The organism is Caulobacter sp. GW456-12-1-14-TSB4 (assembly GCF_059424195.1).
In genome coordinates this window covers 1-14,044 of record NZ_JBWKZF010000007.1, presented here as the reverse complement: position 1 = coordinate 14,044, position 14,044 = coordinate 1, and the positions used below count along the sequence as shown (strand labels likewise).

Below are 14,044 nucleotides of genomic sequence, written 5' to 3'. Positions count from 1 at the left end.
TATCCATTTTTCTGAGAAGCACTCACGCCTGACAATTGAAGACATTCTGCCCGCTCGACCGAAGCGCGACCCACTCGCCTGCCTGGATGGTTTCCGGTCGCCGAACGCGCGTTCACGGGCTCATTGTCAATGACACCGGTTTCCACTAGAGACGTCACAACACCCGCCAAGCGGGACCTGTGCCGAATATTCGAGGGAGGACTAGCGGCGTGACCGTTTCTGAGGCCGACAGCGCGATTTTCGCCCCCGCGGCCATTGCTCCCCAGTTCGTAAAGGCCCGGCAAGAGGGCGTCAGCGTCCCCGGCTATCCGGGCGGCGTGATTCCCTCGTCCATGGCCGAGGGCTATGCCGTCCAAGACCTCGCCATCGCCGCCTGGCCGGACGAGCTGGTCGGCTGGAAGGTCGGCCTGGTGCCGCCGCAGCATCGCGAGCGCCTGGGCGCCGAGCGCCTGGCCGGCTGCATCTTCAAGTCCAAGGTCCAGGACGCCAAGGTCGGCGCGCCGAACGAATTCCGCGCCATCGAAGGCGGCTTCTGCGCCGTCGAGGCCGAGTTCATCATCCGCCTGGGCAAGGACGCTCCGGCCGACAAGACCGAATGGACCGCCGAGGAAGCCGCCGAATATGTCGGCGAGCTGCTGGTCGGCGTCGAGATCGCCGGCAGCCCGCTGGCCACCATCAACGCCTTGGGCCCGACCGTCGTGGCGTCGGACTTCGGCAACAACGATGGTCAGATCATTGGTCAGGCCATTTCCAACTGGCGCGACATCGCCTGGGAGGATATGCCGGTCGAGACCATCATCAACGGCAAGTCGGTGGGCAAGGCGACCGCCGCGACGATCCCGGGCTCTCCGCTGGCCGCCCTGGCCTTCCTGCTCGGAACCGTCGCCGCGCGCGGCAAGCCGCTGAAGAAGGGTCAGATCGTCACGACCGGCGCGACCACGGGCATCCACGACGTGGCCGCCGGTGACGTGGCCCACATCGATTTCGGCCCGTTCGGAACCGTGGACTGCGTCGCCGTTCCGGCGAAATAAGAAACGACCCGCTAAAAGGGGGAAGGAAGGCGTCCATGGACTTTTCGAAAGCGCCCGCCCCGTCCGAGAAGATCGGACGGTATCGTTGGGTGATCGTCAGCTTGCTGTTCGCGGCGATGGTCATCAACTACGTCGATCGTCAGACGATCGGCCTCCTGAAGGCGGACCTGTCGAAGGAATTCGGCTGGGACGAGACCCACTACGCCGACCTCGTGTTCTACTTCCAGATGGCCTACGCGATCGCGTATCTCGCCTGGGGCAAGATCATGGACAAGATCGGGGCCCGCTGGGGCTTCGGCGTGGCCTTCGCCATCTGGCAGATCGCCCACGTCGCCCACGCGGCGGCGGCCGGCTTCGGCGGCTTCGTGGCCGCCCGCATGGGCCTGGGCATCGGTGAGGCCGGCGGCTTCCCCGGCGGCATCAAGGCCGTGGCCGAGTGGTTCCCCAAGAAGGAACGCGCCTTCGCCACCGGCCTGTTCAACGCCGGCACCAACATCGGCGCCATCGTCACCCCGCTGGTCGTTCCCGGCATCGTGCTGGCCTTCGGCTGGCAGATGGCCTTCATCGTCACCGGCGCCGCCGGCCTGATCTGGCTGCCGATCTGGCTGCTGGTCTATCGCCGTCCGCGCGAGCAGAAGCGCCTGTCGGCCGCCGAACTGGCCTATATCGAGCAGGATCCGGCCGACCCCGTCGAGAAGATCGGCTGGGCCAAGCTGCTGACCAAGCGCGAAACCTGGGCCTTCGCCCTGGGCAAGTTCCTGATCGACCCGATCTGGTGGATGTTCCTGTTCTGGCTGCCGGACTTCCTGGGCAAGACCTACAAGCTGGACCTGAAGACCTTCGGCCCGCCGCTGATCGCCATCTACCTGCTGTCGGACGTCGGTTCGGTGGCCGGCGGCTGGATGTCCTCCACGCTGATGAAGAACGGCGCCAGCATCAACAAGGCCCGCAAGCTGACCATGCTGGTCTGCGCCCTGCTGGCCGTGCCCGTGATCTTCGCCGCCAACGCCAGCAACGTTTGGCTGGCCGTGCTGATCATCGGCGTCGCCACCGCCGCCCACCAGGGCTTCTCGGCCAACCTCTACACCCTGCCGTCGGACGTGTTCCCGCGCGCCGCGGTCGGCTCGGTCGTCGGCATCGGCGGCATGCTGGGCGCTTTCGGGGGCATGGCCTTCTCGAAGTACATCGGCAAGGTGCTGGACAGCATCGGCACCTACACGCCGATCTTCCTGGTCGCCGGCAGCGCCTATCTGATCGCCCTGCTGGTCATCCACCTGCTGATGCCCAAGATGGAGCCCGTGAAGATCTAAGGATCGACACGACCCCACGATATCGAAGGCCGGGGAGCGATCCTCGGCCTTCTTTCGTATAGAGGACGGACATGATGGCAGCCTCCCCTCCGTTGAACGTCGCCCCCCTCCAAGTGGCTCTTGTCGGCTACGGCTATGTCGGCAAGACCTTCCACGCCCCGCTGATCGCCGCGACGCCGGGCCTTTCGCTGCACGCCGTGGTGTCGAGCGACCCGGCCAAGGTCGCCGCCGACTTCCCCGAGGCGCGCGTCGTCGCCGAGCTCGACACGGCCCTGGCCGATCCCGCCATCGACCTCGTCGTCATCGCCACACCGAACGTCCTGCACGCGCCCCAGGCGATCGCCGCGCTCGAGGCTGGCAAGGCCGTGGTGGTCGACAAGCCCTTCGCCGTCACCGCCGCCGAGGCCCACGCGATGACCGACGCCGCCAAGGCCGCCGGCAAGCTGCTGACCGTGTTCCACAACCGCCGCTGGGACAGCGACTTCCTCACGGTGAAGCGCCTGCTGGCCGAGGGCGTGCTGGGCGAGATCGTCCTCTGCGAGAACCGCTACGACCGCTTCCGCCCCGAGGTCCGCGACCGTTGGCGCGAACGGGCCGGTCCGGGCTCGGGCGCCTGGATCGATCTGGGGCCCCACCTGCTGGACCAGGCCCTGGCCCTGTTCGGCGAGCCGCTGGCCATCTCGGCCGACATCGGCGCCCAGCGCGAGGGCGCGACCGCCGACGACTATTTCCACGTCACCCTGCGCTATCCGGTCCTGCGGGTGATCCTGCACGGCAACCTGCTGACCGCCGCGACCGGCCCGCGCTTCTCGGTCCACGGGACCAAGGCCAGCTACGTCAAGCACGGCCTCGATCCGCAAGAGGGCCAGCTGAAGGCCGGCATGACCCCCGGCGCCGACGGCTGGGGGATCGACACCCGCCACGGCGCGATCACCACGGTCGAGAACGAGGTCGCCTCGCAGGTCGAGGTCGCGACCCAGCCCTCCGACTACCGCGCGTTCTACGCCGGCGTCCGCGACGCCATCCGCGACGGCGCGCCCTCCCCCGTGTCGGTGGAGAGCGCGCTGCGGACGATGGAGCTGCTGGAACTGGCCCAGCGCGCGGCGGACGAACAGCGCGAGCTGCCGGTCGCGCCCTAGCTCGGGATGCGGGCGACGACCTTGATCTCGAAGTCGAAGCCGGCCAGCCAGGTGACCCCGACCGCCGTCCAGTTCGGATAGGGCGGATCGCCGATCTCTTCGGCTCGCACGGCCATCATCGTCTCGAACTGCGCCTCGGGATCGGTGTGGAACGAGGTGACATCGATCACGTCCTCCATCCCGCAGCCGGCGGCGGCCAGCACGGCCTTCAGATTGGCGAAGGCCCGCCGGACCTGGTCCTCATAGACCGGCTCGGGCGAGCCGTCCTCGCGGCTGCCGACCTGGCCGGAGACGAACAACAGGTCGCCCGAGCGGATGGCGGCCGAATACTGGTGCAGGTCGTACAGAGCGTGGCGGCCTGCGGGGAAGATGGCTTCGCGCTTGGACATGACTAGATACCTTTCGATGTCGCGCCCGGCGGTCTCCGCTGGGCAGGACCTCGAAGTAGGTCGACGCCGCATGACGAACTAGACGTTGAAATCGGCATGAGCTGATGCAAAATCCCCATCAATGCCCCGTCCGTCCCTCAACGACCTCACCGCCTTCGTGGCGGTCGCCACGCACCGCAGCTTCCGCCGCGCGGCCGACGAGCTGGGCGCGGCCCCCTCGACGCTAAGCCATGCGATGCGGGCGCTGGAGGAGCGGATGGGCGTGCGGCTGCTGAACCGCACCACCCGCAGCGTCTCGCCGACCGAGGCCGGATTGCAGCTGCTGCAGCGCCTGCAGCCGGCGCTGAGCTCGCTGGACGACGCCCTGGACAGCGTCGCGCCATTCCGAGGCCAGGTCGCCGGCGTGGTCCGCATCAACGCCCCGCGCGCCGGGGCCGCCATCCTGGTCCGCGACGTCCTGCCCCGGATGGCCGAGCGCTATCCCGACGTCACCGTCGATCTGGTCGCTCAGGGCCAGCTGATCGACATCGTCCAGGCCGGTTTCGACGCCGGCGTGCGCCTGGCCGGCTCGATCCCTCGGGACATGATCGCCGTGCCGATCGGCCCGCCGCTGCGCTTCGTCTGCGTCGCCTCGCCCGCCTATCTGGAGCGCGCCGGGACCCCGACCGCGCCCGACGAGCTGACCGCCCATCGCTGCATCGGCCATCGCCTGCCCAGCGGCCGCCTCTATCGCTGGGAGTTCGAGCGGGCCGGCCAGGCGATCAGCCTCGACGTCACCGGCCCCGTGACGCTGGACGACGAGGACCTGATGGTCGACGCCGCCGTCCAGGGCCTGGGGATAGCCTATGTGATCAGCTCGACCGCCCAGGCCGCCCTCGCCGCCGGCCAGCTGCGCGAGGTCCTGTCGCCGTGGCTGCAGTTCGCGGAGCCCGCGGCGGTCTACTATCCCGGCCACCGCGCCGTGCCGCCGGCCCTGCGCGCGTTCCTGGACGTGGTGCGGGAAACCGGGCGCTAGCGGCCACGCAAAAGCGCCGCCCGGACCAAGCCGGACGGCGCTCTCGTCATTCCTGCCTAGGGAAAGCGCCCTAGTATTTCACCTTCAGGCGCGCGTACCAGAAGCCGCCATTCATGCCGAACGGGCCGCCCGAGCGCGGATAGATCTGACCGTCGGCCGTGCTGCCGGTCAGGGCGTAGATCGGGTTGGCCGTGGTCGGCTTGAGCTTGTCCGGATAGGCGTCGAACAGGTTATTGGCCCCGACGGTCAGCGTGTACTTCTCAGCCAGCGTGTAGCTGACGTCGAGGTCGGCGGTGACCTTCGAACCGAACTTCTGGCCCGGATAGTCCTGGTTGGTGCTCCAGCTGCTGTAGTAGTTGCCGCGGGCGTTGATCAGGAAGCCGCCGATCTCGTAGCTGGCCGAGGCGTTGGCCCGGTGCTTGGGCGTGATGTTCTCGATGTCGTAGATTCGGTCGGCGCCGATGGCCACCGGGTCGGATTTGGTGACCGTGCTCTTGTTGTAGCTGTAGGCCAGGGTGAGGCTCAGCGGGTTGCCGCCCAGGTCGGTGCGATAGCTGGCGACCGCGTCGACGCCCTTGGTCTTGGTGTCGAAGCCGTTGGTGAAATAGGCCACCGCGCCGCCGACCCCGACCGCGGCCAGCGCGGGCTGGGCGACGATGTCGGCCGCGACCACATCGAACGTGCTGGTGATGCTGATGCGGTCCTTCACCTTGATCTGATAGCCATCGACGGTGAGCGTGAAGTTGTCGATCGGCTTGAAGACGAACCCGACGCCGTAGTTGGTGGACTTCTCGGGGGTCAGGGTCTTGGCGCCGAAATACTTGGCGATGGCGCTGGTCACCGGATAGGTGCCGGTCTGGACCTGCTCGCCGCCAGGGGCGAAGGCGGTCGTCAGGATCTCGGTGTTGCTCTGCCCGGGCGACGGGGCGTGGAAGCCCGTGCCCACGGTGCCGCGCACCGAGAACATGTCCGACACGTGATAGAGGGCGTTCACCTTGCCCACCAGGGTGTCGCCGAAGGTGTCGTAGTCCTCGTAGCGACCGGCGACGCCGACCGTGAAGGCCTCGGTGATGTCGGTCTCGGCGCCGAGATAGACGCCGTAGTTGCTCTGGGTCGAGGTCTTGGCCGACGCCGGGCTGGTGCCGCCATAGCCGCTGGCGCCCGGCGACTGCGACGCCGTCTCGGGATTGCCGCCCACGATCGAGCGCGTGTAGACGCCCGGCGAGACCTGCACGTACAGCGGCTGCACGGCATAGGGACCGGCGGCGTAGGACTGCAGGTCGCCGGCGGTGGCTTCATATTCCTCGTGCCGGAACTCGGCGCCGCCCGACAGGGTGATCGGGCTCGCGAAGCCCACCTCGACCGGATAGGTCAGGTCCAGGTTCAGGTTGGTTTCGCGCTGGATCAGCTTGCCGAACTGGAACTCTTTCTGGCTGGCCGGACCGAACGAGGCGTTCAGCGACTTGGTCATCGCCAGGTCCAGCGAGTTCTTGGCCACGGTGGCCGAGAGGTCGTAGGTCAGGCCGTTGTCGGCCGTCCCCCGGGCGCCCGCCGTGCCGTAGAACTGTTCGACCACGCCCTGGAAGCGCGGGGTGAAGCCGGCCGGATAGACGGACGTGAAGTTGAAGGTGTTGCTGTCCTTGACGAAGCCGCCCGTGGGGCACGTGGCGTTGCCGGTCGGACAGGCCGTCAGGTAGATCGGGGCGAACGCGCCGTTGCGCCCCGGCGAGCCCGTGGCGGCCGTGCCGGTGCCGTTGTTGATCGCCAGCGGCGTCGGCGCCGAGATCGGCGAGCGGTAGTTGAAGCTCTGATCGGCTTCGCGATGCCCGACATTGGCCGTCAGGTAGAGGTGGGTGTTCTCGTTGACGTCGTAGCCGGCGTTGACGAAAATCTTATAGCCGTTGGTCGGCGACGAGCCCCAGATCTGCGCCGGGCCGGGATAGTTGGGCAATTGCCCCGCGAGGGTGGGATTGTTCGCCGCGAAGACGGCGGCGATGGGCCGGGTGGCGCCCCGGCTGGTCTCGCCGTCGTCGAAATACTCGCCCGACACGTTGACGAAGCCCGCGTCGAACAGCTTGAAGCCGGCGTTGATGGCGAACTGATAGCTCTCGCCGTCGCCGCTATAGGTCTGGCCATAGCGCGCCTGGGCCTCGAAGCCGGTGTCGCTGTCGCGCAGGCCGTAGTTGATGACGCCGCCGATGGCGTCCGAGCCGTACTGGGCGGTCGCGCCGTCACGCAGGATCTGCAGGTTCTTGACCGCGATCGACGGGATCATCGACAGGTCGACGGCCTGCGCGCCCAGCGACAGGGCGGTGTCGCCGCCCGTCACCACCTGGACCAGGGCCGAGCGGTTGTAGCGCTTGCCGTTGATCATCACGAGCACCTGGTCGGCGCCGAGGCCGCGCAGCGATGGCGCGCGCACGAAGGTCGAGGCGTCGGAAATGGTGTTCTGCGGCACGTAGAACGACGGGACGAGGTTCTTGACCACGTCCAGCATGTCCGCGGCCGGCTGGCGGGCCAGCTCTTCGCCGCCGAACACGTCGATCGGCGACGGCGAGTCCACCACCGAGCGGTCGGTTCTGCGCGTGCCGACGACAATAATAGAGTCGAGTTCGGTCGCGGTTGGCTCGGACGCCTTGGCCTGGAAGCCGGAGGCATTGGCAAGGCTGGCGCACCCTAGTGCGATCGAAAGAGTCGAGATCCCCGAAAGCAGAATAGTCTTTGAGAACTTAGTCATACAAACCCCTCGTAGCGCTGTTTGCGCGTTTGTTTCTTTTCGAGGGCAGCTTCCCGGCGACGTAATTTTCTTGTTTTTACGCTCGAATACAGGCGCAACCGGCGAGGTTGCGCGATTGAAACAGTTCGTCAGACGCGAAATATCCGCAATAGCCACCACCATCCCGGGAACGTAACGGCGGTCTTTGGGGCTCTGGCTGCGCCATTGCGCGGCGCCCGCCACGCTTTTTGCGCAGCGCCGTGACCATAATTGCGGCGCCGCCCGTCCGCCGAAAGCCCCTTCCCCGTCGCCGAACTCTGCTATCAATCCCGCATGCAACGCAGGCGAAGCATCCTCATCGTGGGCGGCGGGACGGCCGGGTGGCTGACGGCCGCCTATCTGGCCAAGGCCCTGCGCGTGGCCGAGCACGCGCACCTGGAGATCACCCTCCTGGAGTCGCCCGACATCGGCATCGTCGGCGTCGGCGAGGCCACCTTCCCCACCATCCGCAACACCCTGCGGTTCTTAGGGATCGACGAGGCGCACTTCATCCGCGAGACCTCGGCGACCTTCAAGCAGGGCATCCGGTTCGTCGACTGGGTCCATGCGCCTGAAAGCGACAGGAGTGGGGGCGGCAAGCACCACAGCTTCTTCCATCCGTTCGAGGCGCCGTTCTCGACCGAGGGGACCTCGCTGGCCCCCTACTGGCTGCTGCAGGACGAGGCCGCTCGCGCCCCGTTCGCCGAGGCCGTGACCATCCAGGCCCGCGTCGCGGACGCCGCCCGAGCGCCCAAGCGGCCGCACGAGAGCGACTTCGCTGGCCCGCTGAACTACGCCTACCACTTCGACGCCGCCAAGCTGGCCCAGGTGCTGGCCGACCGGGCCCGCGCGCTGGGCGTGCGCCACCTGCAAGGCCAGGTCACCGAAGCGCCGCTGGACGAGACCGGCGCCATCGCCAAGATCGTCTCGCCCGAGCACGGCGAGCTGACCGCCGACCTCTATATCGACTGCTCGGGATTCCGCGCCGAACTGATCGGCAAGGCCCTGGGCTCGCCGTTCAAGTCGGCCAGGCCGATCCTGTTCGCCGACCGAGCTCTGGCCTGCCGCGCGCCCTATGAGCGGCCCGACGCGCCGATCCAGAGCTACACCGTCGCCACCGCCCACGCGGCCGGCTGGACCTGGGACATCGGCCTGGCCGGCGCGCGCGGCGTCGGCTGCGTCTATTCCAGCGACCACATGGACGACGACCAGGCCGAGGCGGTGCTGCGCGACTATCTCGGCGGGGCCGACATCGAGCCTCGCAAGATCAGCTTCGACGCCGGCTATCGCGAGAAGCAGTGGATCAAGAACTGCGTCGCCGTGGGCCTGTCGGCCGGCTTCCTGGAGCCGCTGGAATCCACCGGTGTGGTGCTGATCGAGGCCGCCGTGGCGATGATCGCCGAGCTCTTCCCGCACAACGGCCCGGTCAGCGCCCCGGCCCGCCGCTTCAACGAGCTGATGACGGCGCGCTACGACAACATCATCGTCTTCCTGAAGCTGCACTACGCGCTCAGCCAGCGGCCCGAGCCGTTCTGGCGCGAGAACACGCTATCGGCCTCGATCCCCGAACGGCTGGCCGACCTCTTGGAACAGTGGCGCTATCGCCCGCCGGCCCGGTTCGACTTCATCCTCGATCTCGAGACCTTCGCCTTCTTCAACTACCAGTACATTCTCTACGGCATGGGCTTCAAAACCGACCTGGCCGACGGCGCGGGCGAGTTCCCGGACGTTGCGGCGGCCGCCAAGCTGTTCGCCAAAATCCGTGGCTTCGCCGACCGCGCCACCCAGGACCTGCCCAGCCACCGCGACCTGATCGCGCAGATCAACCAGTTCGGCTTCGCGCTCGAAGGGGCGTGAGCCCCGCTACTCCGCGGCCCGACGCTCGGCGTAGCTGACCCGCGCGGCGTCCATGCGCGCCGCATTGGCCACGACCCATTCCGACAAGGCCTTCACCGGCGTCAGCAGATCGTAGCCCAGCTCCGTCAGGGCGTATTCGACCTGCGGCGGCGTGGTGTGGGTCACCGTGCGCGAGACGAAGCCGTTCTCCTCAAGGTCTCGCAGGGTCGAGGCCAGCACCTTCTGGCTGATCTCACCGATGTCGCGGCGCAGGGCGTTGAAGCGCCGGGGACCAGGTCCCAGCGTCCGCACCACCAGCAGAGTCCACTTGTCGCTGATCCGCGCCAGCAGACGGCTGATGTGCTCGCAATGCGCGGGGTTGCCGGCGCAAGGCGCCTCCTCGCAGGGGGCGGTTTCCTCGCGGTTATCTGGTGTCGACAAAGTGCCTCCTTACGTGGCCCCAGAGAACTTTCGTAATCCGGTTTCCATTAGAAACCAGCATACCCGAGGTTATCATGACCACCAAACCCCGCATCGCCGTGATCGTCGGCACGACCCGCCCGACGCGCTTCGCCGATGCGCCCGCCCAGTGGATTCTCAAGCAGGCCCAGGCGCGCGGCAACTTCGACGCCGAGCTGGTCGACCTGCGCGACCATCCCCTGCCGCTGTTCGACGAGATGGCCAGCAATCGCTGGATGCCCAGCCAGAACCCCGAGGCGGTGCGCTGGCAGCAGACCCTGGCGCGCTTCGACGGCTTCATCTTCGTGGTCGCCGAGTACAATCACTCGATCACCGGCGTGCTGAAGAACGCGCTCGACCAGGCCTATACGGAGTGGGAGCACAAGCCGTTCACGGCGATCGGCTATGGCGGCGTCGGGGCGGCTCGCGCGGTCGAGCACCTGCGCGGCATCGGCGTCGAGCTGCAGATGGTCTCGACCCGCAGCGCCGTCCACATCGGCGGGGCCGACTTCATGGCCATCCACCCCGCCCTCGGCGGCGCGCAGACGATCGAGGACATCGAGGGCCACCTGCTGGCGTCGGCCACGGCCGCCCTGGATGAGCTCTCGTGGTGGGCCAAGGCGACCATGGCCGCCCGGGCGAACTGACCCCAAGAAAAAGGCCCGCTTCCTTCGAAGCGGGCCCAGTGGGGAAATGCTCTTGAGCCTTAAGCCCGCGCGCCGTCCGGCACCGCGCCCAGCTCGCCCGACTCGCGGGCCTTCTTGCCGTAGACGACCTCGAACAGCGGGCTGGCCATCACCGTGGTGACGATCGCCATCAGCACCAGCATCGAGAACAGGGTCGGGCCGATGATGCCCTTCTGCAGGCCGATATTGATGATGATCAGCTCCATCAGGCCGCGCGAGTTCATCAGCGCGCCGATACCCATGGCCGTCGAGTGGTTCTCGCCGGTGGCGCGGGCGGCGACGTAGCAGGCGCCCCACTTGGCCACGATCGAGGCGGCCAGGACGCCGAGGGCGATCAGCAGCAGCTGGGGCGAGTTGACCATGTCCATCCGGGTGTTGAGGCCCGAATAGGTGAAGAACATCGGCAGCAGCAGCACGACGGCGATCGGCTCGACCTTCTTCTTCAGCTCCTCGACCAGCAGGCCGCGCGGCATGACCACGCCCAGGATGAAGCCGCCGAAGATGGCGTGGATGCCGACGGCGTCCATCAGGAACGCCGAGGTGCAGAAGGCCAGGATGACCAGAGCCAGGGTCGAGGTGGTCATCTCGCCGTCGCGCTCGACCATGCGGCCCAGCGGGGCCAGGATCTTCGGACCCATGGTGACCACGAACAGCACCCACAGCAGGCCGCCGCCGATCGCCAGACCCGCCACGCCGGGGCCGCCGCCGAACGTCGCCAGCACCAGGGCCAGCACGCACCACGACACGGCGTCGTCGAAGGCGCCAGCGGTCAGGGACAGGGTGCCCAGCGAGGTGTTGGCCAGGCCGCGCTCATTGATGATCCGGGCCAGCATCGGGAAGGCGGTCAGGGCGATGCAGGCGCCCATGAACAGGGTGGCGTTGGCCTGGCTGATGCCAGCGGCGAACAGGCCCGGGACCTTCAGCAGGAACGGCGTGATCAGGGCGGCGATGACGAACGGCGCGGCGATGCCGGCGAACGACACGCTCATCGCGCTCTTGGCTTTGGACTTGAAGTGGCCCGCCTGGAAGCTGGTGCCGACCATAAACATGTAGAGGCCCACGCCCAGCTGGGCGCCGACATAGAGGATGTTCTTGGTTTCCTTGGGGAAGATCGCGGCTTGCAGATCGGGGGCCAGCAGGCCCAGCAGCGACGGGCCAAGCACCACGCCGGCGATCATCTCGCCCACGACCTGGGGCTGCTTCAGCAGCTTCTGGCCGAGCCAACCCACGACGCGGCAGGCCAGCACGATGACGGCCAGCTGCAGGAAGAAGTGCACGGAAAAATCGGTCGGCGAGTAGCTGGCGGCGGCGGCCTTCGTGGCCGGTCCGTGCTTGTTGAGCAGGTCGCCCGCCACGGCGATCGTCTGCGAAATCAGGTCTGACACTGTCTTAGCCCCCTAAAGAATGTCGTCTGGCTTTACGCCTTGGCCTCATGCCGCGCAGGAATCCGGCGCGTGCGCAACAGGACGACGGCATTTTTGACAGCCTTGTCAGTCGATTGTTTTCGTTGCCCATTTTTTGTTGCCGGAACGCCACTATGTAGTAACGTACCTACAGACAACCTTGTCATTTTCCCGGGCGAGCCACGCTGATGAAGGTCCTGACGAGCCGCGATTTCAACCAGGATGTCAGCCAGGCCAAGCGCGCGGCCCGACTCGAGCCGGTGTTCATCACCGATCGCGGCCGCCCTACCCACGTGCTGATGAGCGTCGAGACCTATCGCCGGCTGACGGGCCAGACCGAGACCATCGTCGATCTGCTGGCCATGCCGGGCCTGGCCCCGGTCGAGCTGCCGCGCTCGACGGAAACCTGGAACCGGCGGGACGGCGGCTGATGCATCTGCTCGACACCGACGTCGTCTTCGAGCTGCGCAACGCCAAGGCTGGCGCCACCGACGGCGGCCTGGCCGCCTGGGCGACCAACGCCTCGCGCTCCAGTCTGTTCATCTCGGCCCTCACGCTGCTGGAGCTGGACACCGCCGTCGCCCGCGCCGAGCGCAAGGACAAGACCCAGGGCGCGCAGCTGCGCGACTGGCTGGACAACCGCGTCACGGCCGCCTTTGACGGCCGGGTCCTGGCGATCGACGCCGCCGTGGTCCGCCGCCGCGCCCACCTGCCGCTGGCTGACAGCCGCGACGCCCTGCTGGCCGCCACCGCCCTGGAGCACGGCCTGACCCTGGCCACCCGCGACGCGACGGCCTTCGCCAAGGTCCCCCGGCTAAAGCTGTTCAATCCCTGGGGCTACAAGCCCGAGGCGCTGGACGACGAGGAAGACTGGGGTCAGGCCGCCAAGGCCGGCACCCAGTGGCTGCGGAACATCTTCGTGCGGGGCTGAAGCCCTACTGCACGCCCGTGGCGTCAGCGGCGGCGACGCGCACCGTCATCGAGAACGGCGCGAGCGGCGCGGCGACCTGGGGCGTCGGGGTCGGCGGCTGGGCCGCGACCATCACCGGGACAGGCTCGGCGGCGATCATCACCGGCGGCGGGGCCGGCTTGGCGGCCACGAACACCAGTCGGTTCCCCTTGCAGGTCCCGGCGTTGTAGAGGCCCTTCAGATAGCCGCGCCGCACGAAGCCGGCCTTGATGGCGTCGCGGACCTCCTGGTCGTGGCGCTCGGCCCCGGTCAGGCGGCGCACCCAGCCGCGCATCGGGATGACGTCGGTGATCGTGCTGGCCACCACGCCCAGGACGGGCTTGGCCATGCCGCCCTGCCCGGTCTTGGCGTCGCTGCGGTCGTCATAGTCGTCGCCCAACACGGCGTCGAACTGGTCGATCTCGGCCTTCAGCGGCGCGCAGCCAGTGCTGGGCGGAGCATAGGGATCGACCTGGGCCTTCTTCAGCAGGTCAGGTATCTCGGAACGCACGACATTGATGTCGCGCAGCGGGGCCGCGACGGCCGAACCCAGGCTCTGGGTATTGGCCTCGGCGGAGGTCTGAGGAGTCTTCTGCTGCTTGCCCGCCAGCGCCGTATCGGCCGCCCCCAGCCCGAGACTCAGCGCCAGCACGGCCACGGCGCATTGTCGCCCCGCGGAACTGTGAACTGGCGAAACCATGGTCCTGAACTCACGAAATTGATCTGACCGCCAATCAACCCGGGAATCGCCGCGTCCGTTCCGAAAAGCGCGCGTTCGTGATTGCGCCTCATCAGAGCCCCGCTTTCGACACAACCAGGCCGGAACCCTGCTCAAGCTGAGGTTGGGGGACGAGGCGCTATGGCGGCGGGGCGAAGCGGACGGACATGGCTGATCGCCGGCCTGTCCCTAGGCCTGCACCTGCTGGTCCTGGCCTGGCTGGCGCGGCCCGAGGCGCCGGACGCCGTCGAGGGGCCGTCCCCCATGATCGTCGAGCTGGTCGAGCCGATCATGCGCCCGTCCAGACCCCGCACCGCCGAACACCCGCACAGCCTCTCCAGGACGGTAGAAGCC

Annotated in this window: 14 protein-coding genes; 9 read left to right on the top strand and 5 right to left on the bottom strand. The window is 67.7% G+C overall.

Annotated elements, in window-relative coordinates; genetic code table 11:
* The first annotated feature begins 209 nt into the window (after window positions 1–209).
* From AC07YH_RS08535 to AC07YH_RS08525, 3 genes are all read left to right on the top strand, one after another.
* Window positions 210–1,031, top strand: coding sequence for a 2-keto-4-pentenoate hydratase (locus tag AC07YH_RS08535; RefSeq protein ID WP_494746573.1), 822 nt, complete (start codon window positions 210–212; stop codon window positions 1,029–1,031).
* 35 nt (window positions 1,032–1,066) lie between these two features.
* Entirely contained in the window at window positions 1,067–2,341 is a 1,275-nt protein-coding gene (locus AC07YH_RS08530) for an MFS transporter (RefSeq protein WP_494746572.1), read from the top strand.
* 74 nt (window positions 2,342–2,415) lie between these two features.
* Window positions 2,416–3,480 carry an oxidoreductase gene (locus AC07YH_RS08525; protein ID WP_494746571.1) on the top strand — a complete coding sequence of 355 codons (1,065 nt, stop codon included), beginning with the start codon at window positions 2,416–2,418 and terminating at the stop codon, window positions 3,478–3,480.
* On the opposite strand, the gene AC07YH_RS08520 is transcribed toward AC07YH_RS08525, so the two are convergent.
* On the bottom strand, window positions 3,477–3,869 hold the full coding sequence (locus tag AC07YH_RS08520) for a RidA family protein (RefSeq protein WP_494746570.1): 393 nt from the start codon (window positions 3,867–3,869) through the stop codon (window positions 3,477–3,479). The genes AC07YH_RS08525 and AC07YH_RS08520 overlap by 4 nt on opposite strands.
* A 121-nt stretch (window positions 3,870–3,990) precedes the next feature.
* On the opposite strand from AC07YH_RS08520, the gene AC07YH_RS08515 reads away from it, so the two are divergent.
* Window positions 3,991–4,884 carry a LysR family transcriptional regulator gene (locus AC07YH_RS08515; protein ID WP_494746569.1) on the top strand — a complete coding sequence of 298 codons (894 nt, stop codon included), beginning with the start codon at window positions 3,991–3,993 and terminating at the stop codon, window positions 4,882–4,884.
* A 70-nt stretch (window positions 4,885–4,954) separates the two neighbouring features.
* Here AC07YH_RS08515 and AC07YH_RS08510 read toward each other — a convergent pair whose 3' ends face one another.
* Window positions 4,955–7,621, bottom strand: a complete 2,667-nt coding sequence (locus AC07YH_RS08510; RefSeq protein WP_494746568.1) for a TonB-dependent receptor plug domain-containing protein — start codon at window positions 7,619–7,621, stop codon at window positions 4,955–4,957.
* Between the two features lie 312 nt (window positions 7,622–7,933).
* Between AC07YH_RS08510 and AC07YH_RS08505 the strand changes: the two genes are divergently transcribed.
* Window positions 7,934–9,496, top strand: coding sequence for a tryptophan halogenase family protein (locus AC07YH_RS08505; protein ID WP_494746567.1), 1,563 nt, complete (start codon window positions 7,934–7,936; stop codon window positions 9,494–9,496).
* Window positions 9,497–9,502: 6 nt separating this feature from the next.
* Here AC07YH_RS08505 and AC07YH_RS08500 read toward each other — a convergent pair whose 3' ends face one another.
* Window positions 9,503–9,916, bottom strand: coding sequence for a winged helix-turn-helix transcriptional regulator (locus tag AC07YH_RS08500; protein WP_494746566.1), 414 nt, complete (start codon window positions 9,914–9,916; stop codon window positions 9,503–9,505).
* Between the two features lie 74 nt (window positions 9,917–9,990).
* Here AC07YH_RS08500 and AC07YH_RS08495 point away from each other — a divergent pair, with 74 nt between their 5' ends.
* A complete protein-coding gene (locus tag AC07YH_RS08495) occupies window positions 9,991–10,581 on the top strand; it encodes an NADPH-dependent FMN reductase (protein ID WP_494746565.1) in 591 nt (196 codons plus the stop codon).
* A gap of 59 nt (window positions 10,582–10,640) precedes the next feature.
* Here the strand turns inward: AC07YH_RS08495 and AC07YH_RS08490 are convergent, their stop codons facing one another.
* Window positions 10,641–12,005 (bottom strand): cation:proton antiporter, encoded by a 1,365-nt coding sequence (locus AC07YH_RS08490; protein ID WP_494746564.1) that lies wholly within the window; start codon window positions 12,003–12,005, stop codon window positions 10,641–10,643.
* 206 nt (window positions 12,006–12,211) lie between these two features.
* Here AC07YH_RS08490 and AC07YH_RS08485 point away from each other — a divergent pair, with 206 nt between their 5' ends.
* Together AC07YH_RS08485 and AC07YH_RS08480 are read left to right on the top strand one after the other, a co-directional pair.
* Window positions 12,212–12,454: a type II toxin-antitoxin system Phd/YefM family antitoxin gene (locus AC07YH_RS08485; protein ID WP_494746563.1), complete on the top strand. Its 243-nt coding sequence runs from the start codon at window positions 12,212–12,214 to the stop codon at window positions 12,452–12,454.
* The gene (locus AC07YH_RS08480) at window positions 12,454–12,954 is read left to right on the top strand and encodes a PIN domain-containing protein (RefSeq protein WP_494746562.1); all 501 of its coding nucleotides are present in this window, start codon (window positions 12,454–12,456) and stop codon (window positions 12,952–12,954) included. Before AC07YH_RS08485 ends, AC07YH_RS08480 begins: the two co-directional genes overlap by 1 nt.
* 4 nt (window positions 12,955–12,958) lie before the next feature.
* Here AC07YH_RS08480 and AC07YH_RS08475 read toward each other — a convergent pair whose 3' ends face one another.
* Window positions 12,959–13,630 (bottom strand): hypothetical protein, encoded by a 672-nt coding sequence (locus AC07YH_RS08475; protein WP_494746561.1) that lies wholly within the window; start codon window positions 13,628–13,630, stop codon window positions 12,959–12,961.
* Between the two features lie 201 nt (window positions 13,631–13,831).
* On the opposite strand from AC07YH_RS08475, the gene AC07YH_RS08470 reads away from it, so the two are divergent.
* The coding region (locus AC07YH_RS08470; RefSeq protein ID WP_494746560.1) for a hypothetical protein at window positions 13,832–14,044 on the top strand (213 nt) is incomplete at its 3' end.